Genomic DNA, 26,186 nt, shown 5'->3' on the forward strand with positions numbered 1-26,186 from the left:
CGATGGTGATGGCCGGAAGCCGCCGCGCGATCACAAATCATCGACCTGCAGCGAAGCCGGTGGCGAAGGCGGTTGTTCCCGCCTCTCATCGGCGTATAAGGACATCATGCCGATGTGGAATTATCTTGCCCGTGCCTGCGCGCTTCTGGCCGCAGTCGTCTGTTTCAGCAGCACCGTTCCGGCCGACGACACCCGCTTCTTCTCGATCGGGACGGGATCGACGGCGGGGACCTATTTCCCGGTCGGATCGCTGATCGCGGCGGCGATCTCGCGGCCCCGGGGCAGCTCCCCCTGCAACGAGGGCGGGGCGTGCGGCGTCGATGATCTGATCGCGACCGCCGTCACCAGCCGAGGCTCGTTCGAGAACATCGAGGGCATCGCCAGCGGCCGTTTCGATTCCGGGCTGGCGCAGGCGGATATCGTGGCCTGGGCCTATGATGGGGCTGCGGTCTACACCGGCAAGGGCCGGTTTCCCGATCTCCGGGCCATCGCCAACCTCTATCCGGAATATGTCCACCTGGTGGCGCGCAAGGATCTGGAGATCGGTACGATACCGGACCTGCGCGGCCGGCGCGTGGCGATCGACCGGGAGGGATCGGGCACGCGCATCAACGCGCTGCTGATCCTGGCGGCCTTCGGACTGGACCACGATCACATCCAGGCGATCAATGCCGGACCTGCGGCCTCGATCGCCGGGTTGCTGGACGGCGAGGTGGATGCGGCGTTCTTCGTCGTCGGCTATCCGTCCACGGCGGTCAGCGAACTGATGGAAACCGGCGAGTTCGAGATCGTGCCGATCAGCGGCATCGCCGCCGAGCAACTGATGATCGCCAATCGCTACTATGCCGCCGATACCATCCCGGCGGAGATCTACGCCACCGATGAGCCGGTCCCCACGCTGACGGTGGGGGCGCAGCTGGTGACCCATGCATCGGCACCGGTCGACCTGATCCGCGACATCACGGCGGCGCTGTGGCGGCCCGAGAACCGCGACCTGCTGAACTCGGGTCATGTGCAGGCGCGCCGCCTGTCGCCGGAACAGGCGGTCAAGGGCGTGACCATACCGTTCCATGCGGGGGCCAGACTGTATTACGAGGAAAAGGGCTTGCTGAAATGACCGACTTCGACCTGATCGAACCGTCAGATGACAGCCTGCCCGTGTTTCTGGTGCGCGCGGCGGACGTGACGGGCTGGCTGGCCGGGCGGCCCGAGCCGGTGCGCAACTGGCTGGCGGACCGGGCGGACGGGATGAAGCCGGGCAGTTCGGCACGCCTGCCCGACGCGTCGGGTGCGCCGGCGGGTGTGCTGTGGGTCGTGGCCGACGATCCGGACATGTGGGCCATCGCCGATCTGCGGAAAGCCCTGTGGCCGGGGGCGTTTCACCTGGATGCCGGCGCGCTGGACGACCCCGACATGACCGCCTTCGCGACCGGATGGGCCCTGGGCGGCTACCGGTTCGACCGCTATCTCAGCACCACCGACCGGCCCGAGATCGCGCTGGTCTGGCCCGAGGCCGCCGACCGCGATCTTGTGCGCGCCATGGCGGAAGGCATCTGCCTGACCCGCGATCTGGTCAACACGCCCGCCGACCACATGGGGCCGTCGGAACTGGAGGCCGCCGCGCGGGAACTGGCCGGCCGGTTCGACGGCGCGGTGAACGTCATCGCCGGGGATCAGCTTCTGGCGGAGAATTTTCCCATGATCCACGCGGTCGGCCGGGCCTCGGACGACCCGCCGCGGCTGATCGACCTGACCTTCGGCCCGGCCGACGCGCCGAAGGTAACCCTGGTCGGCAAGGGTGTCTGCTTCGATACCGGCGGACTGGATATCAAGTCCGCGGCGGGCATGATGCTGATGCGCAAGGACATGGGCGGCGCGGCCACCGCGCTGGGACTGGCGCATCTGCTGCTGGCGCGGCAGGTGCCGGTGCGGCTGCGGGTGCTGCTGCCGACGGTGGAGAACGCCATTTCCGGCAATGCCTATCGCCCCGGCGACATCCTCTCGACGCGGCAGGGCATCTCGGTCGAGATCGGCAACACCGATGCCGAGGGACGGCTGGTGCTGGGCGATGCGCTGACCCTGGCGTCCGAGGAAGCGCCGGAACTGCTGATCGACTTCGCGACCCTGACCGGCGCGGCGCGGGTGGCCGTGGGCACCGAGATCGCCGCCTTCTTCGCCGACGACGACACGCTGGCCGAAGCGGTTGTGAAGGCCGGGGCCGAGGCGATGGACCCCGTCTGGCGGCTGCCGCTGCATCAGGACTACCGGCATCTGCTGGACACGCCCTTCGCCGACATCAACAACGCCGGATCGGGCGGGTTTGCCGGTGCATCCACGGCGGCGCTGTTCCTGAAGGAGTTCGTCGCCGAGCCGGCCAACTGGATTCATTTCGACATCATGGCCTGGAACAGCCGCGACCGTGCGGGACGGCCCAGGGGCGGCGAGGCCATGGCATTGCGCGCCATGTACCGGCTGATCACGGACCGCTTCGCGTGAAGCTGCTTCCGGTCCTGCTGCTCTGTGCCGTGACGGCCGGCAGCGCGATCGCGATCGCGGGCGAGTCACGACCGGCTGGTGCCCTGCCCGATGCCGTCGTCGCCGAAGGCGCGGGCGTGGTCCGCCGGGCCTGGCTGGCCGAACCCACCGACCGCTACCGGCACGGCATTCTGGGCGACCGGATCGAGGCGGGCGCGCTGATGGCCGAACTTCGGGGCGGGCGGGTGCTCGGCCTGCGTCTGCCCGAAACATCCGTCTTCGAGGACCGGCAGGTGCGTCTGGCCGATTTCAACGGCGACGGCACGGACGAACTGGTGGTCGTGGAGAGCAGCCTGACGGAGGGCGCGGCCCTGGCGGTCTACGGTATCCGTGAAGGCCGCCTGCAGCTGATCGCGCGCGACGCCTGGATCGGGACGGCGAACCGCTGGCTCAATCCCGCGGGCATTGCCGATTTCGACGGGGACGGCGCGCTGGAGATCGCCGTGGTCGAGACGCCGCACATCGGCGGCACGCTGCGGCTGCTGCGGCCCGAAGGCCGGAAGATGACGCTGGTGGCCGAGCGGTGGGGCTTTTCCAACCACGCCATCGGCAGCCGCGACCAGGGTCTGAGCGCCGTGCTGGACTGGGACGGTGACGGCCTGCCGGATCTCGTGCTGCCCGACGAAACGCGAGGCGCGGTCGTCGTGGTCAGTTTCGCCGGCGGCGGGATCCGGGAACTGCATCGCCGCCCGCTTGCCGCCGCCGTGGCGGGCGATTTCTCGGTCGAGGGCACCGATACGGTTCGTATTCCGCTGGCGGATGGTGCCGCGACCGTGCTGCGCGCGCCGTAGCCGCGGCGATGAGCGCCCGCCTTGCCGCCCTTCTGGACCGCCTGCCGCTGATCGGCATGGCGCTGGTCTGCGGTGTGGCCGCCTGGGCGGTATCGGGCTGGGGTATCGCGGCCTTCGTGGTGCTGGGCCTGATTTTCGCCGTGCTGACCCTGCCGCGCGTGCCGCACGAGGCGCTGCTGAGGCGGTCTGCGCCGTCGCCGTCGCGCAAGCGCCTGTCGCCCGGTTTCGGGGAGCGGTTTTCCGACATCGCGCGACGGGCGGGCCTGCCGGATGCGCCGCGTCTGCGCTGGACGGGCGGGCCGCCCAATGCGCTGTCGGTGAACCGCCGGGACGGGGTGACCATCCTGATCTCCGAAAGCCTGCACGACATGCTGTCGGAACGTCAGCTTCTGGCTGTGCTGGCGCATGAGGTCACGCACATCGCAAGCGGCGATATCCGCCTGATGCGGCTGGGCGAGGCCCTGAGTCGCGTGACCTTCGCGCTCGCGGTGGTCAGCCTGATCACGGCGGGTGCGGCCTTCATGATATGGGGGCGGGTGCTGGCCCCGAACTGGGTCTACTGGTTTCTCGCCGTTGCGCCGACGCTGATGTCGGGGCTGCTGCTGGCGGTGTCGCGCCGCCGCGAATATGCGGCGGACGCGGGCGCGGTGCGGCTGACCGGCGACCCGGCGGCGCTGGTACAGGCGCTCGCCCGCATCCAGTTCGCCAACCGGCTTCATCTCAAGGACACGATCGAGGAGTTTACCGGACTGAAGCGGTCATCGTGGCTGCGCACCCACCCGGCGGTGGCGGACCGGATCGACCGGCTGCAGCAGATGCGCCCGGACCGCGCCTGATCGGGCGCACACCAGACGGCCGTCAGCCGTCCAGGGCGGCCACCAGCAGAAGCGCAGCCTCTCTGGAGGCATCCCTCAGGTCCGGCATCTCGCCCAGCACGGTCACGGAATCAAGATTGAAATAGATGCCCGTCAATCCGGCGGCGACGGCTTTCACGCGGGGCTCGGCGGCGTCCGGATGATGGTCGGCAATGGCCGATTGCAGCGCATCGGTGAAGCCGGTCAGCCACTGCCGGATCTGCGCGGTCAGCTCGCGATTGCCCGTGCAGGCCGCGATCAGCGCTTCGGACACGCGGACCATGTGCGGGTCGGCGTGCGCGGGATCGAACAGCCAGCCCACCAGTGTCTTCAGGCCGTTCCGGCGCGGCATCCCGGCCAGTGTTTCGGCCCATTCGACACGCGATCTCTCGATGAAGCGATGGACGGCGGCGGCCAGCACCGCGTCACGGTTGCCGATGTTGTGGCGGATCAGGGCGCGCGCCAGTCCGGCCTCTTCGGCCACGCGATCCAGGCCGGCACCCTCGACGCCATCGCGGGCGATGCAGCGCTCGAACGCATCAAGGATCTGTTCACGACGGAGCGCTTTGAGATCAGGTCTGGGCATGATTGATTATCAGTCTTGACAATTTACATGAGTGCCCCATTTATTATCACACTTGATAATCAACTGCCATACCCATGAGGCCCTGCGTTGGACTTTCTGTTTCTGCCCCTCGACATCATGCGGCTGCCCGTCTGGGAGGCGCTGATGGATGACTGGATGTTCGCCGCATCCCTTGTCCTGCTTTCGGCTGAGCTGATCCGCCATGCGGTCCGCGGTGAGCTGAACTGGCGGCTGGTGGGCGATGTTGCGGTCAGCTATGGCTGTCTTGCCGTCTTCGTGGTGACCTTCGTCGTGGCGACGCTGGTCTTCCCGGATGTTCAGGACGCGGTGTCGAACCACGCCCTGTTCGAGATCCCGACGACATGGCTGACGGCGGCGGTCTGTCTCGTGCTGGCCGATCTGACCTATTATGCCGAGCACCGGTTCTCGCACCGGGTGAACGCCGCCTGGGCCACGCACAGCGTCCATCACTCCTCGCCCAACTTCAACATGTCGGTGGCGTCGCGGTTCGGCATCATGGACGGTTTCTGGCCGGTGATCTTCCATCTGCCGCTGGTGCTGATCGGGTTCGATCCGGTGCTTGTGCTGTTCACGGCAGCGGTGGTGCTGGCCTATCAGACACCGCTGCATACCGAACTGGTCGGCAGGCTGCCGCGCTGGATCGAGGCCGTGTTCAACACGCCGTCGCATCACCGCGTGCACCACGGTTCGAACGGCACCTATCTGGACCGCCACTATGGCGGTATCCTGATTGTCTGGGACCGGCTGTTCGGCACGTTTGCGGAAGAAACCGAGCCGGTGATCTATGGCCTGGTCGAGCCGATCGACAGCAACAGCCCGCTGACGGTTCTGTTCCACGGCTTTGTACGGCTGGGCCGCAAGATGGCGACGGCACCCGGACCGCGCACCGCGCTTCGCTATCTGGTGGCACCGCCCGAATGGCAGGCCCGTCGGGTGCCACCCGGCGAGGCCACGGTCAGATCGGACTGATCGCGCGTTTCTTGCGGGGGCCGGGATCGTGCGGGCGCGCGGGTGCGATGGCGATGGCTTCGGCCAGCACCTGACGGGTCTCGGCAGGATCGATCACATCGTCGATGCCGAAGTGCTCGGCGGCGCGCAGCGGCGTCAGCTTGGTACGGATCTCGGCTTCCAGTTCGGCCTTGCGGGCCGCCGGGTCGGGCGCGTTCTGCCAGTCGCGGCGATAGGCGACGTTCAGCGCTGTCTCGATGGACATGGCGCAGACGTCCGAGGTCGGCCAGACCCAGCAGCCGTCCGCGTGGAAGCCGCGCCCGCCGTTCATGGCGTAATAGGCCCCGCCATAGCCCTTGCGCACCACCACCGAATAGCGCGGCACGGTGGCGACGGCGAGTTCATAGAGCAGCTTGCCCGAGCGCAGCCCCAGGGTGGAGGCCTCGGCATCGGAGCCGACCATGATGCCGGGCACGTCGATGAAATAGACCAGCGGCAGCCCGTAGGCATCGGCGATGGCAATGTGGCGCGCCGCCTTCTCGGACGCCTTCGCATCCAGCATGCCGGCAAGGAACTGCGGGTTGTTGGCGATGAGGGCGACCGGCCTGCCGCCCAGCCGTGCGAAGGCGGTGGTGATGTTCTTCGCGTGGGTCGGCTTGATCTCGAAGAAGCTGTCGCGGTCGACGATTTCCTGCAGCACCTTGCGCATGTCGTAGGACCGTCGCGGACTGTCCGGAATCATGGCGGACAGATCGTCCGACCGCCGGTCGATCGGATCCTTGCATTCGGTCACGGGCGGCAACTGTTCGGAATTCGACGGCATGAAGGAGAGATAGCGGCGCAGCGCCGCGAAGCATGCTTCCTCGGTGTCCGGGGCCATGTCGGCCATGCCCTGGCGGTCGGCCTGTACCGCCGCCCCGCCCAGATCCTCGGTGTCGATGTCCTGGCCGGTGGCCGCCTTGACCAGCGGCGGACCGCCGATGCCCATCTGGGCGCGGCCCCGCCACATCACCGTGAAATCGGCGAAGGCGGCGATGTTGGTCGGCCCGGCGGAGCCCGGGCCCAGCACGGCGGTGACGACGGGCACCCGGCCCGACAGGCGTCCCAGTTTCCAGAACAGCGGCCCGGCGGAGACGAAATGGCGGCTGTCGAGCCCGTCCTGGATGCGATGCCCGGCCCCTTCCTGCAGCCAGACCAGCGGATAGCCGGTGCGCTCGGCCAGATCCATCAGGCGCTGCGTCTTGTCGGATCCGATGGGCCCGACCGAGCCGCCCAGCACGGTGAAATCGTCAGCCAGGATATAGACCGGTCGGCCCTCGATGGTGCCGCGGCCCGCCACGATGCCGTCCGCCGGGGCTTCCAGCACGCTGGTCAGGTCAGTGTCCCGCATCGGTTCCACCAGCGCGCCGATCTCGCGGAAGCTGCCCGGATCGAGCATCGCCGCCACGCGCTCGCGGGCCGTCATCCGGCCCCGGCCATGCTGCTTTGCCACCGCCTCGGGCCGCCCGCCGTCCATCACCGAATCCCGCTTGGCCCGGATGGCGGCCATGCGCGCTGCTGCTGTGTCGTCACTCATGTCAGAAGGCCTCCCCGCCCTCGCTGAAGGTTCGGGACTTGCGGCCCGGGGGTCAAGCCTGCTTCGGCTCGACGGGCCGCGTCGGCAGGCCCGTATCGGCCCAGCGGGTGATCAGAAGGGCGGTCAGGCTGCAGACCGCGAAGCCGATGGCCAGCGGCAGCACCGTGCCGTCCATGGCCATGCCGAACGCGATGCCGATGGGCAGGCCGACGATGGTCGAACAGAAGCCGATGAAGGCGGACGCCGCGCCCGCATTGTCGCCCATCGGCTCCATCGCCACGGCGTTCATGTTGCCGAACAGCATGCCCGTGCCGAAGAACACGACCATCAGATAGATCATGTAGCCGGTCAGACCGGGCTCGGCACCGCTGGCCAGCATCCAGGCGATCATGACCGCCGAGGCCAGGATGCTGCCGGTCAGGGCGAGCCGCAGCAGCCGCCGCATGCCGTAGCGCATGACGATGCGCCCGTTCAGGACCGACGAGACACCGATGGTGGCCGCACCCGCCGCGAAGTAGAAGACGAAGGCGTCGCCGGTGTCGTAGATGTCCTGGAACACCTGCTGCGATGAACTGAGATAGGCCAGAAACGGCGCGAAGACGAAGCCGGTGGCGATGGTATAGCCCAGCGTCGTGCGGTGGGACGCCGCCGCGCCGACACCGCGCAGGATGCGCCGGATCGAAAACGGGCCGCGCTTTTCCGCGGGCAGGGTTTCCGGCTGGCGCAGGCCGAACCAGAGCGTTGCCCCGATGCCCAGCACCATGAAGAAGACGAAGATCAGGTGCCAGTCGCCCAGATACAGGATGCCCTGACCGACCATCGGCGCGAAGACTGGCACCAGGATGAAGACCGCCATGATGAAGGACATGATCCGCGCCATCGCCCGGCCCGACAGGCTGTCGCGAATCAGGGCCACGGTCACGATGCGCGTGGCGGCCGCACCGAAACCCTGCAGCCCGCGCCCGATCAGCATGACGGTGAAGCTTTCGGCCACCAGGGACAGGATGCAGCCGAACAGGAAGATCGTGACCCCGATGTAGACGGCGGGCTTGCGTCCGATACCGTCCGACAGCGGGCCGTAGATCAGCTGCCCCAGCCCCAGCCCGGCGAACAGCACCGAGATGATCAGCTGATTGTCCGTCGGATCGGCGACGCCCAGATCGTCACCCATCATCGGCAGGGCGGGCAGCACCGTATCGATGGCCAGTGCCATCATGGACATCAGCAGCGCCATCATGATGACGAATTCGACCGGTCCGGCCTGTTTGCTGTTATCGGACATTCATGCTCCTGTTTCGCGGGACGTTAGACGAAAGTCGCGATGACGTGCACTGCAGGTTTCGCGCACCCCGCAAGTGCTTTATGGAACGGGGCCATGAAAGAAACCCTGAATAGCGCAGGCGAGGCCGATTTCGTCATCGTCGGGTCCGGCAGTTCGGGCAGCGCGCTGGCCAGCCGCCTGTCCGAAGACGGCAAGCATTCGGTGCTGGTGCTGGAATTCGGCGGCACGGATGCAGGCCCCTTCATCCAGATGCCGGCAGCCCTTAGTTATCCGATGAACATGTCCCGCTATGACTGGGGCTACCGGTCCGAACCGGAACCGCACCTGGGCGGACGGCAGCTGGCCTGTCCGCGCGGCAAGGTGATCGGCGGTTCGTCCTCGATCAACGGCATGGTCTATGTGCGCGGTCATGCGCTGGACTATGACGGCTGGGCGCAGGCGGGCGCGCGGGGCTGGGCCTACCGGGACGTGCTGCCCTATTTCCTGCGCATGGAAAGCAGCCATGGCGGACAGGCCGGCTGGCGCGGGCAGGACGGGCCGCTGCACGTCAGCCGGGGACCGGGCCGCAATCCGCTCTATGACGCCTTCATCAGGGCCGGGGCCGAAGCGGGCTACGAGACCACCGCCGACTACAACGGCGAGAAGCAGGAAGGCTTTGGCCCGATGGAGATGACGGTCTGGCAGGGCCGCCGCTGGTCCGCCGCCAACGCCTATCTGAGGCCCGCGCTGAAGCGTCCGAACCTGCGCCTGCTGCGCTGCCTGGCGCGCCGGGTGATCTTCGAGGACGGCCGCGCCGTCGGCGTGGAGATCGAGCGGGGCGGAAAGATCGAGCAGGTGCGGGCCAGGGCTGAAGTCATCCTGTCGGCCTCGTCGATCAATTCGCCCAAGCTGCTGATGCTGTCGGGCATCGGTCCGGGCGATCATCTGCGCGAACACGGCATCGACGTGCTGGCTGACCGGCCCGGTGTCGGGGGCAACCTGCAGGACCATCTGGAACTCTACATCCAGAAGATCTGCAAGGAACCGGTCTCGCTCTATTCCAGCCTGAACCTCGTTTCCAAGGCGATGATCGGCGCGCGCTGGCTGTTCACGAAGACGGGTCTCGGCGCGACCAACCACTTCGAGGCGGCGGCCTTCATCCGTTCCCGCAAGGGCGTGACCTACCCCGACATCCAGTATCACTTCCTGCCCGTCGCCATCCGCTATGACGGCAAGGCCCCGGCGGCCAGCCACGGCTTCCAGGTGCATGTCGGCCCGATGCGCTCGGCCTCGCGCGGCCGGGTCAGCCTGACGTCGAACGATCCGAAGGCCGATCCGTCGATCCTGTTCAACTACATGTCCACCGATCAGGACTGGGAGGATTTCCGCACCTGCATCCGCCTGAGCCGGGAGATCTTCGAACAGCCCGCCTTCGCGCCCTTCGCGGGGCCGGAGATCGCGCCGGGCGACGATGTGACCTCGGACGACGCGCTGGACGAATTCATCCGGGAAGCGGTCGAGAGCGCCTACCACCCCTGCGGCACCTGCCGCATGGGCGACCCGCAGGATCCCGGCGCCGTGGTCGATGCGGAAGGCCGCGTGATCGGTGTCCAGGCCTTGCGCGTCATCGACAGCTCCATCTTCCCGCGGATTACAAACGGTAACCTGAACGGTCCGTCGATCATGGTAGGGGAAAAGCTGGCCGACCATGTTCTGGGCCGGACGCCGCTGTCGCCGGACGACCGGGAACCGTGGATCCATCCGGACTGGGAAACCGCGCAGCGGTAATCTCTGGCACGATGTTTGCTTATGGCTTGATGTTTCACGGATGATTAAGATTCAGCCGTTATCTCCGAAGTCATCGACGTCCTTTCATCCGTGATGGATGACCAGCCACAGGGGAAAAAATGCCGAACAAGAATATGCACAATGTCGACCGCGCCCTGCGATTGATTATAGGACTGGTTCTGCTCTGGATTGGGGTCATTGATCAGGACATCATTGCAAATCAGTTGATTGCGTGGGCCCTCGGCCTGTTCGGTGTGGTGAACATCGTATCGGCTCTGATGGCCTTCTGCCCCGTCTACTTCATGGCCGGTTTCAGCACGCGCACCAAGACGGTCTGATGCTGCGGGTCGCGTGGGTCGCCGTTTACGCAGCGATCGGCCTGACAATCCTGTTTCTTTTCCTGGGCGCTGTCGCCTTTCAGAGCGGTGATTCGATCAGTGTCGGGCATCAGCAAAGTGTCCTGAATTCCTTCGGGTCGGTCCTGCGTTCTGATCTTTACGGTGTCGAGGATCGAGACAGCTTTCTCAAAGATCACAAAGTTCTGGAATCGCCGGAGGTCGCCGCCTTTGTCCTGAATGCCGGGAATGAGATTTCCGGCCAATCTTGGGTTGGCGAACCGCCGTTCGGCATGCGGGAGGTGATCGCCAGGATCACGGCTGAGCCTGATCTGAAATCATACCAGCAGGTTCTGGATATCAACGACGCGCGTCTTGTCTGGCACGTGACGCCGCTTTCCGACGGCGGTGATCGTCTGGTTCTTGTGCATCAGTGCGTGAACGTCGGCGTGGGCGAACTGACTGAACTCTATATCCTGCCCATCGCGATTGCCTCGATACTCGTGTTCTGGGCGGCGTTCTGGGCGGCAATGACGGCGCGGCGGATGATCCGCAGCCAGGCACGTCAGCAGCAACTGGAAGTGGAGTTGCTGCGCCACGAGGAAGCCGACAAGATCCGCGCGGCGTTCCTGGCCAACATGAGTCATGAGTTGCGTACGCCGCTGAACGCCATTATCGGCTTTTCGGAAATGCTGAAGATGCGGGCGTTCGGTTCTCTGGGGCATGAAAAGAACGGCGAGTATGTCGATGGCATCCACGATGCCGGCTCCAGTCTGCTCAAGCTTGTCACCAATCTGCTGGATCTTTCACGCATCGAAAGTGGCGGTGAGGATCTGGAGGAAGAACAGATTGTTCTCGCTGATGCACTGGAGTCGGTGCGCCTGATGGTGGGCCCTTCGTGCGCGGAAAAGGGGATCGAATTCAGGATCCAGCCTGACGGCAATCTGCCCGATCTCTGGGGCGATCCGGTCAAGGTACGGGAGGCGATGCTGCATCTGTGCCGGAACGCCTTGACCCATACGCCCAAAGGCGGCCTCATTGAACTGCGTGCGCGGTGCGGCAAGAACAGGGCGATCACGCTGGAGATCGGCGATACCGGCAGGGGGATAGACGGGAAGCAGCTTGCGACCATCGTCGATAATTTCGGGCACGCATATTCGCAGGCGGAAACCGCCAAATCCGGGGCGGGCGTCGGCTTGCCACTGACGAATGCGCTGATGCTCCTGCACGATGGTCGGTTGAAGCTCTTGAGTACTGTGGGAGAAGGCACCATCGCGCAACTATGCTTTCCGCCGGAACGGTCGTGCGAACCGTCCCCGCGTCCTGAGATGGCAAGAGCCAGCTGATATTTGCTGCTACCGACCCCGTCAGGCCTGGAAGTGGTCTGGACGATTTACAATTGGTTACCTCAGCAGACTGCGCCACATGGTAAGGCCTGTAAGCGGCTGCATCGCCGTATCAGACCTTGCGGAGGCAGGAGTCGGAAGTGGCAAATTCGGGAAATCCGATCGGACGGCATGCAGTTCTGAAATTCCGCCAATGGCTGAACGGCGGGCAGCTGGTGCCGGGATCGGCGGTCGAGGCGCGGCGCGCCGAGAACATCTTCGGCTTCCGGGTCGCCGGTCTGGGACGCCTGGTCTTCTGCCTGGCCTTTGCGCTCTACGTGCCGCTGGGGTTTCCGCAGGAGACCCAGACCGAGGTGCTGCTGGGCGTTGCCGGGTTCGCGGCGATCAGCGCGCTTCAGATGGCGATGGCGGACCGCGGCTGGTTCCGGCGCTGGGGCCGCTACTGCTTCGTCGCGCTCGACCTGACGGTGATCTTCATCGCGGTGGTCTTCCGCAACCCGTTCGGCGACAACCTCTGGACGCTGGTGCAGTCGTTCCGGCTGGAATATTTCCTGTTCTTCTTCATCTATCTCGGCGCGGTGGCCCTGACCAATTCCCCGGGGCTGGTGTTGGGGGTGGGGGTGCTCATCTCGGCCTCATGGATTGTCACCACCTTCGTCGTGACGCAGACGGCGGGGACGCTGACGTGGTTCGACCTGCCGGGCGGGACGGGCAACAGCAATCCGGCGGATGCGCTTGAACTGTTCCTGCATCCGGATTTCTTCGACAATTCCGCGCGCCTGCTGGAAGCCCTGACCATGATGGCGCTTTCGGGACTGCTGGCACTGGCCGCGTGGCGGGGCCGCCGGACCTTCCGCCGGTTTGCCGAGGCTGAGGAAGAACGCCGCCTGGTGCGCGATACCTTCAGCAAATATGTGCCCGAGGAAGCCGCGCGCGCCCTGCTGAGCCACGAGGGCATCCTGCAGCCGGTCCGCCGGGACGCCTGCATCCTGTTCGCCGATATCGAGGGCTTCACCCGGACCAGCGAGCAGGCCGATCCGGGCCGCGTGCTGACCATGCTGAACGCCTATTATGACGCCGTGGGCGAGGTGATCGCCCGGCACGGCGGGATCGTCACTCAGTTCCAGGGGGACGGTCTGCTGGCCACGTTTTCCGCGCCCCTTGCGGAACCGAACATGGCGCTATCGGCCTGCGCGGCGGCGGCGGATATTCACGAACTGGTCGCCGGACACGCCTTCGACGGTCAGCATCTGAACGTCCGCGTTGGCATCGCAACCGGCCCGGTGATCGCCGGGACCCTGGGCGGCCGCGCGCGCCAGTCCTATACGGTGATCGGCGACACGGTGAATCTGGCCGCCCGGCTGGAGCAGCTGAACAAGCAGCACGGGACGCGGACCCTGATCTGCGACCGCAGCTCGGCCATGGTGGGCGCGGCCGCCTGCCGGTTCGTGACACAGGCCGAAATCCGCGGCCGCAGCGCCGCGATGAAGATCTACTGCCCGACAGCATCCTGAGCGCGGATGAACGGGTCAGCGTGCCAGCCGATAGGCCGCGCGCACCTGCGGATGATCGGCCAGTTGCCGGCCCAGGTGGGCGGCGCCGGCCTGTGTCAGATGTCCGCCATCGTAGGAGATCCAGCGCAGGCCCGGATCGAACACGGCACAGTCCGTCCCGGCACCGCAGATCAGCGACTGCGCGTCGATGAAGGCCGCCTCATCCAGCGCTGTCGCCAGCCTTGCGTTGGTCGACAGGACGGCCTCGGGGACGGGATCGCGCAATGCGGCGCGGGCATCGTGCGACAGGGCCAGAAGCGACTGCACGTCCCGCTTCGCGAAACCCTTCGTGCCCACCACCAGCAGACGGGCATCTGTCTGCTGGTGGATGTTGGCGAGGGAGTCGTTCAGCAGCGGTACCTGCCAGGGCTGCCAGCTGGATGCCAGCCAGATGATATCCGCCTGCGCCATCAGCGTTTCCAGACCGGGTTCCGCGTAACGTGCATAGCGGCTGCAGACCTCGCGGTCCTTCTCGGCAACCAGATCGGTCAGGTCCTGCTGTACCATCAGGTTGCCGCAGATCGCCGGGATGTAGTGCGTCGAGAGCTCGGCATTTTCCAGCAGGCCGCCTTCGTGCAGCGCGTTGGCCAGATCCTGACCATAGCTGTCGCCGATGATCATGATCTTCAGGGTCTCGGGATTGCTGGAGAATCCGGCCAGCCGATGGGCCTGAAAACGGGCCCTCACGTAGGCGGCGTTCGTTTCGGTGTCGTGGTTGATGAGTTCGAGTTCCGCCGGATCGTAGCGTCCCGGAAATCCTCTGCTCCAGTGCGCCGCACCGACGAAGCCCAGCAGCAGCAGCGTCGCGGCCAGCACCCAGACAATGAGCGCTTTCCGGCCAAGCCGCGTGCGGTCGCGCGCGGGTCTCTCGATGGCGACATAGGTCAGCCAGGCCAGCGCACCGGATCCGATCAGGCAGAGCAGGCGTGCGGCATCGCTCAGGCCGGGATCGGCGAAACGTGCGAAGGCGAGCACCGGAAAATGCCACAGATAGAGTGAATAGGAGATCAGGCCGACGGCGACGAAGGGGCGGCTGCCCAGCAGGCGCGAGACGATGTCGCGTCCGTTGCAGAACCGGATGATGAGGACTGTCCCCAGAACCGGCAGTACCGTGATCATGGACGGATGACGCGTCTGCGCATCGAACTCGACGGCGGCGTAGAGGATCAGGCCCAGACCGGCAGCGGGCAGGATCAGTGCCGGCGCGGACCGTGCGGTGCGGTGCCCGCTCAGTTCCAGCGCCGCGAGGATCGCGCCCGCCAGCAGTTCCCATCCGCGCATCGGCAGGAGATAGAAGGCGGCGTCAGGCCACCGTCCGCTGGTGAAATGCGCCGCGCCGAGCGAGACCAGCAGCAGGAAGAGGCAGATCGCAGGCAAGGCACGGGGCATAAACCGGACCATGCCGAGCAGCATTACGGGAAACAGAAAATAGAACTGTTCCTCGACCGCCAGGCTCCAGGTGTGCAGCAGCGGTTTCTCGATGGCGGCGACATCGAAATATCCGGCCTGCTTCCAGAACAGGAAGTTCGAGAAGAAACCGACCGTGGACCCGACCGTGTCGGCGAAACCGATGAGCTGGTGGGGGACCAGCAGCCAGAAGGCGAAGGGGATCGACACCAGCATCACGACGTAGAGCGCGGGCAGGATCCGGCGGGCGCGCCGTTCGTAGAAGCGTGCGAAGCTGAACCCGCCGCCGTTCAGATCAGCCAGAATGATGCGTGTGATCAGATAGCCGGAAATGACAAAGAAGACATCGACGCCGACATAGCCACCGCTCAGCAGATGTCCGTCGGCGATGGCGAACTCGGCGTGGAATACCAGCACCAGCAGCACGGCGACGCTGCGCAGGCCGTCGATCTCGGGGCGATAGGCATGGCCGCTCAGGCTGGAAGATCGGGACATGCGGATTGCGTATCGGCCTCTACAGCGCTTCGGCCATCTGGCGCAGTTTGGCCTTCTGGATTTTGACGCCGTTGGCGGACTGGGTCACCGGGAAGGCGTCCAGTGCGACGATGCGGGCGGGGACCTTGTATTTGGCCAGCCCGGTCTGACAGTGTTCGACGACCGCCTGTTCGTCGAAATCCGCGCCTTCGGGCAGCACGAAGGCAACGGCGCGGTTGCGGCCCCCGACAGTCACCCCAACCACCTGAACGTCGGCCACCGAAGGATGCTCCAGTACCCGCGCCTCGATCTCGGCGGGCGCGACCAGAAACCCGCCCAGCCGCAGCACGTCGCCCATGCGCGACAGATAGTGGAAGCCGCCGTCATCGGTCAGTTGCGCCAGATCGCCGGTGCGGATGAAACCGTCATCGGTCATGGCCTTCGAGGTCGCCTCCGGATTGCGGAAATACGCCATCATCAGGGACGGGCCCTTCAGTTCCAGTTCCCCCGGTTCCCCGACGCCCAGCAGCTTGCCGGTTTCGGTGTCGCGCACGCGATGTTCGGCGCCCTTGCCGATGGGAATGCCGCCGCCGCGCTTGCGATGGGCCGGGGACGCACCGTCGGGCCACTTGCAGAACAGGCCCTGCACCTCGGACATGCCGTAGACGCCGATCAGATACATGCCGCGCGCGTCGGCCTGCTCGACGATATCGTCCAGCGCCGCGTTGAACGATGCGTAGATGCCGCACCGGAAGTCCGGAAACGGCACCGGTTCATCGGTCGCTTCCAGCATCATGTTGTACATGTCGTCCGATCCGGCGGTGTGGGTCACCCGGTACGCCTTCATCAGCCGCATGGCTTCGGGCACGTCCAGATAGGGCATGGTGACCGCCGTGCGGCCCGAGGCGATGGTGCCCATGACCTGGGTCAGGCCAAAGACCCCGCAATAGGGCACCGCGATCAGGTGTGTGATGCCCTCGGCGCGCCAGCCGAACGCGTCGGCGATCTGCAGGCCGTGATCGGCAATCGACGACTGGTTGTGCAGCACGAACTTGGGCTTCGATGTCGTGCCCGACGTCGTGAAGATGGCACAGCCCAGGCTGTCGTCGGCGTGATCCTCGGTCATCTCCTCCGACGCCGCGAGATCGTCATAGGCGACCGCCTCGACCCCGCTCAACGGTGAGGTGACGGGCGCGCCCTCTTCGGAATAGACGATCAGATGCTTCAGATCCGGCACCTCGGCGGCGTCGATCTCGGCCAGCATGTCGTTGAAGGGAATGCCCTTGAAGTCGGGCCAGTAGATCAGCGCCGTCGCCCCGGCGCGCCCGACCAGATCGGCCACTTCCGCAGACTTGTAGCGGGTGTTCACCGCCATGGCGATGGCGCCCAGCCGCGCGCAGGCGAAGAACATCGCCAGATAGGCGGGCGCGTTCGGCAGCCAGAACCCGACCCGGTCGCCCTTGCCGATGCCCAGCCGGCTCAGGCCGGTGGCCAGCCGCCGGGATTCGGCGGCGAGGTCCGCGTGGCCGATCTCCCGGTCGCGGTAGATGAGGGCGGGACGTCCGTCAGCGCGGTCCTCGGCGATCTGCAGCAGGTCGGTCAGGTTGGTCATGCGGCGGCGGTCTCCGGCTGGGGGACGGGTTTGTCGGCGATCACCAGCTTCAGGGTCTCGCGCACGTCGCGGACCTCGGCACCTTCCAGCACACCGTGGGCCAGCATCTGTTCGTGCGCACGGGGCAGATTGTAGAAGGGGATCGACGGGTACATGTGATGCTCGATGTGGAAGTTCACATGATGCGGAAAGAACAGCCACATCAGCCAGCGCGGCCCGGTATTGGTGCGCGCGGCGGTCAGCGGCGATGACACATCGCGTACCGCGCCATGTTCGCAGATCGCGCGCAGGCGCAGGATCGGCTGCAGGAAGGTCAGCAGCGGCAGCACCCACAGGATCAGGTACTCGATCAGAAACCCGCCCGCCAGCGCGACCAGCGGCATGACGGCGTGGAATCCCAGCACCCACCAGCGGTCGGCCCGCGCCGCCGCCCGCAGACGCGGCGAGGTATCGTTCAGCGGCCGGTTGCTGTCGCCGGTGTCGGCGTTGATCGCCGGCGCGCCGAAGAAATAGCGGTAGGTCATGATGGCCGTGCGCCCGAACAGGTCCTTGAACAGCTTGCCCAGCAGATAGGACCGTCCGCGCGGGTAGCCCGCGTTCAGCGGAATGTCCGGATCCTGCTTCTCGTACAGATGGTTGTGATGCAGCCGGTGGGTGACGCGATAGGTGCACATGGAAATGCCCACGATCCCGCCGGTGATGCGGCCGACCGCATCGTTCAGGGTGCGATGGCGGAACAGGCGGTAATGGGCAGCGTCGTGCGCGATCACGAAACAGGCCTGCTGGCGGGTCGCGATCAGGAACATGGCGATGACCGTGACCAGCGGATGCCAGGCCCAGACCGCGATCGCGATCAGGGCCGCGATGACGCCGTACAGTTCGATCACGCCGGCCCAGGCCTTGCGGTCATCCTGCCGCGTGAGGTCCTTCACCAGCGCGGGCGGCAGCCCGCGCCGCGGCCGCTCATCCTCCCGGAAGCTCTCCCCTGAAACGCTCATGCCGCCCTTATATCGTACGCACGCGAACGATTGAAGCCGGTGGTTCAGCATTCATCCCGGCGGGCCTTCGTCGTGACGTGTGGTGCTGGCGGCCCGGCTGACCCCCGCACGGCGGCGGGGGTGACGGTTCGTGGCGGCGGAGATGCCGGGCGGAAGGTTGTCACCCCCGGTTTATCCGGGGGCGATGGGCGATGGCGGCGTGATTGCCGGAAGGCTTGTGCCGAAGGTCGCCTGTACAAGGCGAACCGTCGGGCTTCCGATCAGGACCGGTTCTCAGCCCTTGGGGAAGTCCAGTCCCATCTCGCGGTAGCGGGCGGGATCGTCCAGCCATTTCTCGCGCACCTTCACGAAGGTGAACAGGTGCACCGGTCTTTCCAGCAGTTCAGACAGTTCCTCGCGCGCCATCTGGCCGACGATGCGGGCATTCTTGCCGCCCTTGCCCAGCACGATGGCCTTGTGGCCCTCGCGGGTGACGTAGATGACCTGGCTGATCTTGACCGACCCGTCCTTCTTCTCTTCCCAGGCTTCGGTTTCCACCGTCAGCGCATAGGGCAGTTCCTGATGCAGCCGCATGAACAGTTTCTCGCGGGTGATCTCGGCGGCCAGCAGCCGGTTCGGCATCTCGGAGATCTGGTCTTCCGGATACAGCCACGGGCCGACCGGCATCTTCGCGACCAGCGCTTCCAGCAGGTCGCTTACGCCGTCGCCCTTCAGCGCCGACAGCATGAAGATCTGCTCGACCTGTGCCATCTCGCCCAGCTGCGCGGCCAGCGCCAGCAGGTTTTCCTTCTTCACCAGATCGATCTTGTTCAGCACCACCCAGATGGGCCGTTTCTGTTCGGCCAGCCCGTCCAGAATGCGCTGCACGTTCTCCGAGACGCCGCGCTGCGCATCGATCAGCAGCACCGTGAAATCGCCGTCCGAGACGCCGCCCCAGGCGGCCTCGACCATGGCTTTTTCCAGCCGCCGTTTCGGCATGAAGATGCCCGGCGTGTCGACGAAGGCGATCTGCGCATTGCCCTCGATGGCGATGCCGATGACGCGGGCGCGGGTGGTCTGCACCTTGGGGCTGACGATGGAGACCTTGGCGCCGACGAGCTGGTTCAGCAGGGTCGACTTGCCCGCGTTGGGGGCGCCGGCCAGCGTGACGAACCCGGCGCGGGTTTCCTGTGTCGGTCGATCTTCAGCCATCTTTGCCTGTCACCTTTTCCAGCAGCGCCTTCGCGGCGCGGCGTTCGGTTTCCTTCTTCGACGGGCCGGATGCCTCCGCCGACCCGGCGTGCAGCGCCGCGCGGATGGTGAAGCTGGGGGCGTGGTCCGGCCCCTCGCGCGCAATCACCTCATAGGTCGGCGGTTCCTGCCCCTGGGCGTGCGCCCATTCCTGCAGCGCGGTCTTCGCATCCTGCGGTGCCTTCTTCAGGCCGGCGATGCGGTCCTTCCACACGGGCAGGATGAACCGCTGCGCCGCTTCCAGTCCGCCGTCGATGAACAGGGCACCGATCACCGCCTCGCAGATGTCGGCCAGGATGGCGGGTTTCGCCAGCCCGCCGCTCGCCCGCTCGCTGTCGGACATGCGGATGTGATCGGGCAGCCCGATCTCGACGGCGATCTCGGCCAGCGTCTCCTTGCGGACCATTTCATTGTAGCGCAATGCCAGCCGGCCCGCATTCGCGCCCGTATAGCCCAGATAGATCTGCTCGGCGATCACCAGCCCCAGCACCCGGTCGCCCAGGAATTCCAGCCGTTCGTAGTCGCTGGCGCGGTCGCTGCGCCCGCGGGTCAGCGCCGACGGGTGGGTCAGGGCCTCGGCCAGCAGCGCAGGCTCGGCGAACCGGTGTCCGAGGATGGTCTCGATGCCGGACAGGGCGCTATTCAATCAGGTCGCCCAGGCGCGAATAACGGATGTTCGCCGGCAGCTTCCAGACCTGCCACCATTCGAAGTCCGTATCGATGGAGAAGAACAGGACATCCGCCCGCCCGACAAGGTTCTCGGCGGGCACCATGCCGACCCCGCGCAGCCGCATCGGCACCCGGCTGTCGGTGGAATTGTCGCGATTGTCGCCCATCATGAAATAGTGCCCCTCGGGGACGCTGTAGACGCCCGTATCGTCGTAGCGCTGGTTCGGCGAGGCATCCAGCGTGTAATAGACACGGCCCCCGGGCAGGGTTTCCCTGAACTGCGGCACGAAGCTCAGGCGGCCTGCCGCGTCGACATACTCGAAATCCTCGACCCGGACGCGCTCGACCGGCTTGTCATTGATGTGCAGCACGCCCGCCTTCATCTGGATGCGGTCGCCGGGCAGGCCGATGACGCGCTTGATGTAGTCCGTGCGGTTGTCGGACGGCAGCTTGAAGACCGCGACGTCGCCGCGTTCGGGCGGCGTCTGCAGGATCCGGCCGTCGAACAGGTCCGGGCTGAAGGGGATGGAATGCCTGCTGTAGCCATAGGACAGCTTGGACACGAACAGGAAATCGCCGACCAGCAGCGTCGGCACCATCGACCGCGACGGGATGTTGAACGGTTCATAGGCGAACGTGCGGATGACCATGGCGATGGCCACGGCATAGACCACGGTCTTGATCGTTTCGAGGATGCCGCCCTTGGACTTCGATGCCATCAACGCGCCTTGTGTTCTGACTGACTGCAGTGCGGCGCGCCGGGGGACGCCTGTTCAATGCTGCGCCGTGTTGATAGCGGACACGCCGATTTAGTCAATGATCGACTGGCAGAGCGGGCTGTCGCCCAGGGTCGAACTGGACTAGATTCGGGCCGGCAGATCATCTTGAGGAGGAAACCATGGCCGTCACCGGCGGATGTTATTGCGGCGCGCTGCGCTATGAATCGACCGGGGAGCAACAGTTCGCCATGCAGTGCCACTGCCGCGAATGCCAGTACATCACCGGCGGCAACCCCAATGTCATCATCGTGGTGCCTGCGGACGGTTTCCGGTTCACGAAAGGCGAGCCGAAGGAATTCGCGCGGTCCGATCTGGAGAAGCCGGTGCGCCGCTATTTCTGCGCCGATTGCGGCACGGCCATCGGGTCGCGGACACCGTCGCGCCCTGATTCATTCGTGATCAAGGTCGGCACGCTGGACGATCGGAGCGCGTTCAAGCCGCAGGCCGCGATCTTCACCATCGACCGGCAGCCCTATCACCACATCCCCGACGGCCTGCCGTCGTTCGAGCGCAGACCGGGATAGGGTCTGGTGAAGTCATCAGACACTGGTCACGACAGATGGCGTCCGGGGGGGACCGGGAGCGGACCGCCCTACGGGAACAGCGGAGCCTGTTCCAGCCCCTGCGTTTCCGGCAGGTCGAACATCAGGTTCATGTTCTGGATCGCCTCGCCGGACGATCCCTTCACCAGATTGTCGATCACCGCGACGACGATCGCCCGGCCGGGGATGCGGTCCTGGAACAGGCCGACCAGGCAATAGTTCGATCCGCGCACATGCCGGGTCGAGGGCATCACGCCCTCGGGCACCAGGCTGACGAACGGTTCCTGTGAAAAGCGCGCCTCGAAGGTCTGACGCAGGTCGGCGACCGTCGCGCCGCCGGTCATCCGCACGTAGCAGGTGCACAGCTCGCCCCGGTTCATCGGCATCAGGTGCGGCGTGAAGTTCACATGCGTATCGGCGCCGCCCGCGTGCTTGGATATCTCCTGCTCGATCTCGGGCGCGTGCCGGTGCGCGGCGATCGCATAGGGCGCGATGCCCTCGCCCGCTTCGCAGAACAGCAGGTTCTCCTTCAGGCCGCGGCCCGCCCCGGAGACGCCGGACTTCGCATCGATGATGACGTCGCCGGTATCGATCTGGCCGGCTTCGACCAGCGGCAGCAGACCCAGCAGCGCGGCGGTCGGATAGCAGCCGGGGTTCGCCACCAGCCGCGACGAGACCACCCGTTCACGATAGTATTCCGGCAGGCCGTAGACCGCCAGCGGCTGGATCTCGGTGGCGTAGTGGGGGTGGCCGTACCATTCGGCATAGGTGTCGGCATCGTCCAGCCGGAAGTCGGCAGACAGGTCCACGACCCGGATGCTGTCGTTCTCGGTCAGGATCTGCTTGACGATGTTCTGGGTCGTGCCATGCGGCAGGCAGCAGAAGACGACATCCACATCGACGGCGGACCAGGCCAGTTCATCGACGGAAACCAGCGGCGGCAGTTCCAGACCGAACAGGTGCGGAAACACCGTATCCATCTGCTTGCCGGCGTGCCGGTCGGCGGTCATGAAGACGATATCGACGGCACCATGTCGGACCAGCAGCCGCACCAGATCGCCGCCGGTGTATCCACTGGCGCCCAGAATGCCGACCCTGATCTTCCTGTCCTGAGTGTCCGTCATGGCTCCCGCTCCGTTCCGTGACGGCAAAATCCGTCACACCGGGCGGAGACATAGGGCATTTCAGCGGCGAGGGAAACCGTTCCGGCGGTATCTCCCGCGCCGGTATCGACTGTGCTCAGGCAGCGGTCTGTGCATCGCTGCGGCGGCCGAACAGGCCGCTGACCCAGCGCCAGGCGGACCGGATGGCGTTCGCGTAGACCTGGCCCTGGTACTGACGGGCCAGCGCCACACCGTTATCGATCTCGGTGTAGGACAGGACGCGGTATTCCGGCATGCCGTGTGCGATGGAGGCATAGTCGGCATTGTCGAAGCGGTTGATCTGTTCATAGCGCATGGGGTCGCTCCTTCTGTGTGCGTTTGTTGCACCACAACATAATGCGTTGCGAACCCCCGGCAATCCGCCCTTCGCACGCGCAGCATTGCGTTAAACGCATAGCTTGTTAAGCAGTTGGAGAGGGTTGACCCTCAACTGATCAAGCCTGTCCCCGGCTTGACCGGGGATCCCGCTGCGTGTGGCGGTTTTCATAAGGGACTCCCCACACGCTCCCACGCGTTCCGGGACTCGATCCCGGAACCCAGCGGATGGCGAAATCTGTCACGGTTCTGGCAGACGGGGCCGCTGCACTGGGCAGCCCCGCATCGGGGTGCGGGGTAAACTTTGATCAAGCCTGTCCCCGGCCTGACCGGGGATCCCGCTGCGCGTGATGGTTTGTCACGACCGCATCCACACACTCATCCCTGTTCCGGGACTCGATCCCGGAACCCAGCGGGCGGTGAAACCTGCCACTGTTCTCGCAGGTGGTAACGCTGCGCGTGATGGTCTGTCACGACCGCATCCGCGCGCTTCTCCCCGCGCCCGGACGGCCTCAGCTGCCGGCCACGCGCCGGTCGATGCCTTCCCAGTAGGGTTCGCGCAGGTCCTTGCGGCGGATCTTGCCGACGGGCGATTTGGGCAGCGGGTCCTTCTGGAACGCCACCTTGCTGGGTTTCTTGTAGGACCCCAGCCGTTCCTGGCAGATGCGGATCACATCGTCCTCGGACACGTCGTGGCTGCCGTCCAGCACGCACAGCGCCATCGGCGTCTCGCCCCAGCGTTCGTGCGGCACGCCGAACACCGCGACCTCGACCACGCCCGGCAGATCGGCGATGACGTTCTCCAGCTCCAGCGGCCAGATGTTGTAGCCGCCGGAGATGATCATGTCGTCGGAGCGGTCCAGGATGTAGAGATAGCCGTTGCTGTCCAGCCGTCCGATGTCGCCGGTCTTCACCCAGCCGTCGATGACGCGTTCGGCGGTGGCTTCTGGGTTCTGCCAGAAGCCGACCATCTGGCCGTCGGTCTTGGCCACGATCTCGCCCGGATCGCCCAGCGGGACCTCGTTGTTCTCCTCGTCCCAGATCTGGATCTGCGCGAAGGGCAGGGGCATGCCGCACGAGCGGATCGGGTTGGAGCCCTCGACCTCGGCGAACCATTGCCGCGGGCCCATCATGGAGACCGGCAGCACCTCGGTCTGGCCGTAGCCCTGATAGAGCACGTCGCCGAACACCTCGCGCGCCCGGTAGGCGGTGGCGTCGGCGATCGGCGCGGCGGCGACCGTGATGCACTTCAGCGCCGAATAGTCCCGGCCCTCGCAGGTCGGATCCTGCAGCATGGTGTTCAGCATGGTGGGCACGAAGAAGGCGTAGCCGACCTTCTCGTCCACGATCAGGTCCAGTGTCTCGGCCGGATGGAAATGATCCAGCAGCAGGTTGCAGCCGCCCGCCAGGTAGATCGGCAGGAACTGGTAGCCCGAGCCATGGCTGATCGGGCCGACATGCATGCAGACGTCCCCCGGCTCGACCGGCGGGAACAGGTAGAACCAGTCGCGGCCCGCAGCCAGCCAGGCCCGGTGGGTGTAGGCCACGCCCTTTGGCTTGCCCGTGGTGCCGCCGGTGTGGCGGATGATGAAATTGTCGTCGGGGTCGACGTCGACGTCCGGATCGTCCGGCGACTGCTGCTTCAGCCAGTCCTCGTAGGTCTCGTCGCGGACGATGACATGTTCCAGATCGGGCAGCTCGTCGACGAAACCGTCCATGTCCGAGGCATAGTGCCCGGCCACCAGTACGGCGCGGCAGTTGGTGTGCCCCAGCATGTGCAGGTGCATCTCGCGCTTGTCGCGGGCGTAGAGCGGCACACGCACGATGTTGGCGATGGCCGCGCCCAGGAAGAAATCCGCGCTCTCGATGGAATTGTCTTCCAGCACGCCGACACGGTCGCCGGGCTTCAGGCCCATGGCCAGCAGCGCGTTGGCCAGCTGGCAGCCGCGCGTCCACATGTCGGCGAACGTATGCCGCCGGTCGCGCCAGACCACGCATTCCCGGTCCGCGTAAAAGGTCGCCGACCGCTTCATCAGCGTGCGTACATCCATGCCTGAAATCCTCCCCGATCCGTCACTGGTTGTCCTGCCTTTATGGGGCCTGTTGCGCTTCTTGTTAAGTCGGGACGGAAATCGCCGTCGCCCAGGCTGCGCACCTGCCAACCGCGCCATCCCGGACGCCGGTTTCCGGAAAGATCCAAGATTCCCGGTACGCCTTACTGTGAGCGGTATAAATACACAGTCATCAACCTGCAAACCCGGAGGAAGCATGACGATGACAGCGAAACCCTTTTCCGTGACCGACCGCATTGATCCCGAAAAGGACATTGACGAGAATGAACTGATCAAGACCGTCAATGCGATGGACGATATCGACAACCGCCCACTGAAGTTCCTCACGCCGGGACAGCTCGACAAGCCGGCCCTGTTCCAGCAGGTCCGGGACTATCAACAGAAGCGCGCGATGGCGGCCGATGCCGTCGTGAAGCCCAAGGGCCCGACCGCCAAACGCGTCGCCGCCGAGAAGCATGCACAGAACGCAAGGCTGCCGCAGAATGTGCCGATCCCGATCAAATCAGGTGTCGGGCCGGGACAGCCGAACCGTGCGGGCGACGTGCGCACGATTGCCAACGGACTGACGCTCGCCGGTCATCGCGCGGTTTTGCCGCCCGCGCCCGATCCCGACGCCGCAGACCCGCGCGGCGCCGAACAGATCCGCCCGATCACCATGGCCTTCCAGAAGGCGCAGGGCGAGACGGATGACGGCACGGTGCTGCCCGGCGGGCCGACGCAGAAGAAGCTCAGTTTCATCGCGACGCCGCATGTGGTCGATCTGGTGGGGGCGGATCCGGAGCGCCCCAAACCCTTCACCCCGCAGGAGCCCGCCTATGTCGGTCGCGTCCTGAACAGCCGCCGCAGCACCATCCGCACCTTCCAGCAAGACCCCCGCACCCTGCCCACGAAGGAGGAACACGAGGCGGCGGTCGGGTTGCTTTCGCGCATTGGCGAGGCAGTGCGTGAGATGATAGGTGTCGGGCAGGCGCGTGCGCAGAACAGGGGCGTTGGCGGCCCCGCTCGCGGGCAGAAAATCCCGAGCTGGCATGAACAAGGCATCGGGGATCGAATTTATGGCACAATGCCCAAGCAGCGCCCGCAAAACGTACCGGATGATGAAATCCGCGCGATCGAGGATGAAGAGCGTCGACGCAGGGCGGCAGACATCTATCGCAGAGGCATCTCGGATGAACAGTTTGCGTTTGGCCGTCCGAGGTTCAACGAAGGTGACCCATATTCCGGTGATGCCACCTACGGTGATCCTGACGGGCGATAGAAGCATACTGCGGGCAGCAGCGAACGGAAGAAGGGCGGCGTTGTGACGAGCAGACTCTGGATGGTTCCATTCT

At 65.7% G+C, this 26,186-nt stretch carries 23 protein-coding genes; 11 read left to right on the forward strand and 12 right to left on the reverse strand.

Annotated elements, in window-relative coordinates:
* The first annotated feature begins 106 nt into the window (after nucleotides 1–106).
* The 4 genes from ACN0X7_RS08310 to ACN0X7_RS08325 are packed head-to-tail and all read left to right on the forward strand — an operon-like array spanning nucleotide 107 to nucleotide 4,162.
* Nucleotides 107–1,117, forward strand: a complete 1,011-nt coding sequence (locus ACN0X7_RS08310; RefSeq protein WP_417516039.1) for a TAXI family TRAP transporter solute-binding subunit — start codon at nucleotides 107–109, stop codon at nucleotides 1,115–1,117.
* A complete protein-coding gene (locus ACN0X7_RS08315; protein WP_417516041.1) occupies nucleotides 1,114–2,496 on the forward strand; it encodes a leucyl aminopeptidase family protein in 1,383 nt (460 codons plus the stop codon). Before ACN0X7_RS08310 ends, ACN0X7_RS08315 begins: the two co-directional genes overlap by 4 nt.
* Nucleotides 2,493–3,326, forward strand: a complete 834-nt coding sequence (locus ACN0X7_RS08320; RefSeq protein WP_417516043.1) for an FG-GAP repeat domain-containing protein — start codon at nucleotides 2,493–2,495, stop codon at nucleotides 3,324–3,326. The genes ACN0X7_RS08315 and ACN0X7_RS08320 overlap by 4 nt, the downstream gene beginning before the upstream one ends.
* A gap of 8 nt (nucleotides 3,327–3,334) precedes the next feature.
* Complete coding sequence (locus ACN0X7_RS08325) at nucleotides 3,335–4,162, forward strand: M48 family metalloprotease (RefSeq protein ID WP_417516045.1); 828 nt, start codon at nucleotides 3,335–3,337, stop codon at nucleotides 4,160–4,162.
* Nucleotides 4,163–4,184: 22 nt separating this feature from the next.
* On the opposite strand, the gene ACN0X7_RS08330 is transcribed toward ACN0X7_RS08325, so the two are convergent.
* Complete coding sequence (locus tag ACN0X7_RS08330) at nucleotides 4,185–4,766, reverse strand: TetR/AcrR family transcriptional regulator (RefSeq protein ID WP_417516047.1); 582 nt, start codon at nucleotides 4,764–4,766, stop codon at nucleotides 4,185–4,187.
* 87 nt (nucleotides 4,767–4,853) lie between these two features.
* Between ACN0X7_RS08330 and ACN0X7_RS08335 the strand changes: the two genes are divergently transcribed.
* Nucleotides 4,854–5,756 (forward strand): sterol desaturase family protein, encoded by a 903-nt coding sequence (locus ACN0X7_RS08335; RefSeq protein ID WP_417516049.1) that lies wholly within the window; start codon nucleotides 4,854–4,856, stop codon nucleotides 5,754–5,756.
* Here ACN0X7_RS08335 and ACN0X7_RS08340 read toward each other — a convergent pair.
* Nucleotides 5,743–7,311, reverse strand: a complete 1,569-nt coding sequence (locus ACN0X7_RS08340) for an acyl-CoA carboxylase subunit beta (protein ID WP_417516051.1) — start codon at nucleotides 7,309–7,311, stop codon at nucleotides 5,743–5,745. The two genes, ACN0X7_RS08335 and ACN0X7_RS08340, sit on opposite strands and share 14 nt — an antisense overlap.
* A 52-nt stretch (nucleotides 7,312–7,363) precedes the next feature.
* A complete protein-coding gene (locus ACN0X7_RS08345; RefSeq protein ID WP_417516053.1) occupies nucleotides 7,364–8,593 on the reverse strand; it encodes a multidrug effflux MFS transporter in 1,230 nt (409 codons plus the stop codon).
* 93 nt (nucleotides 8,594–8,686) lie between these two features.
* Between ACN0X7_RS08345 and betA the strand changes: the two genes are divergently transcribed.
* The 4 genes from betA (at nucleotide 8,687) to ACN0X7_RS08365 (ending at nucleotide 13,555) form a co-directional block, all read left to right on the forward strand.
* Nucleotides 8,687–10,360, forward strand: a complete 1,674-nt coding sequence (gene betA / locus ACN0X7_RS08350) for a choline dehydrogenase (protein WP_417516055.1) — start codon at nucleotides 8,687–8,689, stop codon at nucleotides 10,358–10,360.
* A gap of 119 nt (nucleotides 10,361–10,479) precedes the next feature.
* Nucleotides 10,480–10,698 (forward strand): DUF2892 domain-containing protein, encoded by a 219-nt coding sequence (locus tag ACN0X7_RS08355; RefSeq protein ID WP_417516057.1) that lies wholly within the window; start codon nucleotides 10,480–10,482, stop codon nucleotides 10,696–10,698.
* Nucleotides 10,698–12,041: a sensor histidine kinase gene (locus ACN0X7_RS08360; RefSeq protein ID WP_417516059.1), complete on the forward strand. Its 1,344-nt coding sequence runs from the start codon at nucleotides 10,698–10,700 to the stop codon at nucleotides 12,039–12,041. The genes ACN0X7_RS08355 and ACN0X7_RS08360 overlap by 1 nt, the downstream gene beginning before the upstream one ends.
* A gap of 140 nt (nucleotides 12,042–12,181) precedes the next feature.
* Entirely contained in the window at nucleotides 12,182–13,555 is a 1,374-nt protein-coding gene (locus ACN0X7_RS08365; RefSeq protein WP_417516061.1) for an adenylate/guanylate cyclase domain-containing protein, read from the forward strand.
* Nucleotides 13,556–13,570: 15 nt separating this feature from the next.
* Here ACN0X7_RS08365 and ACN0X7_RS08370 read toward each other — a convergent pair whose 3' ends face one another.
* The 6 genes from ACN0X7_RS08370 to lepB form a co-directional block, all read right to left on the reverse strand.
* Nucleotides 13,571–15,496 (reverse strand): acyltransferase family protein, encoded by a 1,926-nt coding sequence (locus ACN0X7_RS08370; protein ID WP_417516063.1) that lies wholly within the window; start codon nucleotides 15,494–15,496, stop codon nucleotides 13,571–13,573.
* A 19-nt stretch (nucleotides 15,497–15,515) separates the two neighbouring features.
* Complete coding sequence (locus ACN0X7_RS08375) at nucleotides 15,516–17,087, reverse strand: AMP-binding protein (RefSeq protein WP_417516065.1); 1,572 nt, start codon at nucleotides 17,085–17,087, stop codon at nucleotides 15,516–15,518.
* A complete protein-coding gene (locus ACN0X7_RS08380; RefSeq protein ID WP_417516067.1) occupies nucleotides 17,084–18,085 on the reverse strand; it encodes a fatty acid desaturase family protein in 1,002 nt (333 codons plus the stop codon). Before ACN0X7_RS08380 ends, ACN0X7_RS08375 begins: the two co-directional genes overlap by 4 nt.
* A 273-nt stretch (nucleotides 18,086–18,358) precedes the next feature.
* Nucleotides 18,359–19,276 (reverse strand): GTPase Era, encoded by a 918-nt coding sequence (gene era, locus ACN0X7_RS08385; RefSeq protein WP_417516069.1) that lies wholly within the window; start codon nucleotides 19,274–19,276, stop codon nucleotides 18,359–18,361.
* On the reverse strand, nucleotides 19,269–19,961 hold the full coding sequence (gene rnc / locus ACN0X7_RS08390; RefSeq protein WP_417516071.1) for a ribonuclease III: 693 nt from the start codon (nucleotides 19,959–19,961) through the stop codon (nucleotides 19,269–19,271). Before rnc ends, era begins: the two co-directional genes overlap by 8 nt.
* The gene (lepB, locus tag ACN0X7_RS08395) at nucleotides 19,954–20,703 is read right to left on the reverse strand and encodes a signal peptidase I (RefSeq protein ID WP_417516073.1); all 750 of its coding nucleotides are present in this window, start codon (nucleotides 20,701–20,703) and stop codon (nucleotides 19,954–19,956) included. The genes rnc and lepB overlap by 8 nt, the downstream gene beginning before the upstream one ends.
* 179 nt (nucleotides 20,704–20,882) lie before the next feature.
* Here lepB and ACN0X7_RS08400 point away from each other — a divergent pair, with 179 nt between their 5' ends.
* Entirely contained in the window at nucleotides 20,883–21,287 is a 405-nt protein-coding gene (locus tag ACN0X7_RS08400; RefSeq protein WP_417516075.1) for a GFA family protein, read from the forward strand.
* A 68-nt stretch (nucleotides 21,288–21,355) separates the two neighbouring features.
* On the opposite strand, the gene argC is transcribed toward ACN0X7_RS08400, so the two are convergent.
* From argC to ACN0X7_RS08415, 3 genes are all read right to left on the reverse strand, one after another.
* Complete coding sequence (argC, locus tag ACN0X7_RS08405) at nucleotides 21,356–22,429, reverse strand: N-acetyl-gamma-glutamyl-phosphate reductase (protein WP_417516077.1); 1,074 nt, start codon at nucleotides 22,427–22,429, stop codon at nucleotides 21,356–21,358.
* A 115-nt stretch (nucleotides 22,430–22,544) separates the two neighbouring features.
* Nucleotides 22,545–22,763 carry an RSP_7527 family protein gene (locus ACN0X7_RS08410; RefSeq protein ID WP_417516079.1) on the reverse strand — a complete coding sequence of 73 codons (219 nt, stop codon included), beginning with the start codon at nucleotides 22,761–22,763 and terminating at the stop codon, nucleotides 22,545–22,547.
* 532 nt (nucleotides 22,764–23,295) lie between these two features.
* A complete protein-coding gene (locus ACN0X7_RS08415) occupies nucleotides 23,296–24,834 on the reverse strand; it encodes a class I adenylate-forming enzyme family protein (protein WP_417516081.1) in 1,539 nt (512 codons plus the stop codon).
* Here ACN0X7_RS08415 and ACN0X7_RS08420 point away from each other — a divergent pair.
* A complete protein-coding gene (locus ACN0X7_RS08420) occupies nucleotides 24,833–26,113 on the forward strand; it encodes a hypothetical protein (protein ID WP_417516083.1) in 1,281 nt (426 codons plus the stop codon). The two genes, ACN0X7_RS08415 and ACN0X7_RS08420, sit on opposite strands and share 2 nt — an antisense overlap.
* The last annotated feature ends 73 nt before the right edge of the window (nucleotides 26,114–26,186 follow it).

Origin of the sequence: Minwuia sp. (genome assembly GCF_048263705.1) — a bacterium.
Classification (GTDB): Bacteria; Pseudomonadota; Alphaproteobacteria; order Minwuiales; family Minwuiaceae; genus Minwuia.

Coding starts and splice junctions, on each gene's coding strand:
- ACN0X7_RS08310 (WP_417516039.1), top strand. CDS start 107: ATGCCGATGTGGAATTATCTTGCCCGTGCCTGCGCGCTTCTGGCCGCA.
- ACN0X7_RS08315 (WP_417516041.1), top strand. CDS start 1,114: ATGACCGACTTCGACCTGATCGAACCGTCAGATGACAGCCTGCCCGTG.
- ACN0X7_RS08325 (WP_417516045.1), top strand. CDS start 3,335: ATGAGCGCCCGCCTTGCCGCCCTTCTGGACCGCCTGCCGCTGATCGGC.
- ACN0X7_RS08330 (WP_417516047.1), bottom strand. CDS start 4,766: ATGCCCAGACCTGATCTCAAAGCGCTCCGTCGTGAACAGATCCTTGAT.
- ACN0X7_RS08340 (WP_417516051.1), bottom strand. CDS start 7,311: ATGAGTGACGACACAGCAGCAGCGCGCATGGCCGCCATCCGGGCCAAG.
- ACN0X7_RS08345 (WP_417516053.1), bottom strand. CDS start 8,593: ATGTCCGATAACAGCAAACAGGCCGGACCGGTCGAATTCGTCATCATG.
- betA (WP_417516055.1), top strand. CDS start 8,687: ATGAAAGAAACCCTGAATAGCGCAGGCGAGGCCGATTTCGTCATCGTC.
- ACN0X7_RS08355 (WP_417516057.1), top strand. CDS start 10,480: ATGCCGAACAAGAATATGCACAATGTCGACCGCGCCCTGCGATTGATT.
- ACN0X7_RS08360 (WP_417516059.1), top strand. CDS start 10,698: ATGCTGCGGGTCGCGTGGGTCGCCGTTTACGCAGCGATCGGCCTGACA.
- ACN0X7_RS08370 (WP_417516063.1), bottom strand. CDS start 15,496: ATGTCCCGATCTTCCAGCCTGAGCGGCCATGCCTATCGCCCCGAGATC.
- ACN0X7_RS08375 (WP_417516065.1), bottom strand. CDS start 17,087: ATGACCAACCTGACCGACCTGCTGCAGATCGCCGAGGACCGCGCTGAC.
- ACN0X7_RS08380 (WP_417516067.1), bottom strand. CDS start 18,085: ATGAGCGTTTCAGGGGAGAGCTTCCGGGAGGATGAGCGGCCGCGGCGC.
- era (WP_417516069.1), bottom strand. CDS start 19,276: ATGGCTGAAGATCGACCGACACAGGAAACCCGCGCCGGGTTCGTCACG.
- lepB (WP_417516073.1), bottom strand. CDS start 20,703: ATGGCATCGAAGTCCAAGGGCGGCATCCTCGAAACGATCAAGACCGTG.
- ACN0X7_RS08400 (WP_417516075.1), top strand. CDS start 20,883: ATGGCCGTCACCGGCGGATGTTATTGCGGCGCGCTGCGCTATGAATCG.
- argC (WP_417516077.1), bottom strand. CDS start 22,429: ATGACGGACACTCAGGACAGGAAGATCAGGGTCGGCATTCTGGGCGCC.
- ACN0X7_RS08410 (WP_417516079.1), bottom strand. CDS start 22,763: ATGCGCTATGAACAGATCAACCGCTTCGACAATGCCGACTATGCCTCC.
- ACN0X7_RS08420 (WP_417516083.1), top strand. CDS start 24,833: ATGCCTGAAATCCTCCCCGATCCGTCACTGGTTGTCCTGCCTTTATGG.
- ACN0X7_RS08415 (WP_417516081.1), bottom strand. CDS start 24,834: ATGGATGTACGCACGCTGATGAAGCGGTCGGCGACCTTTTACGCGGAC.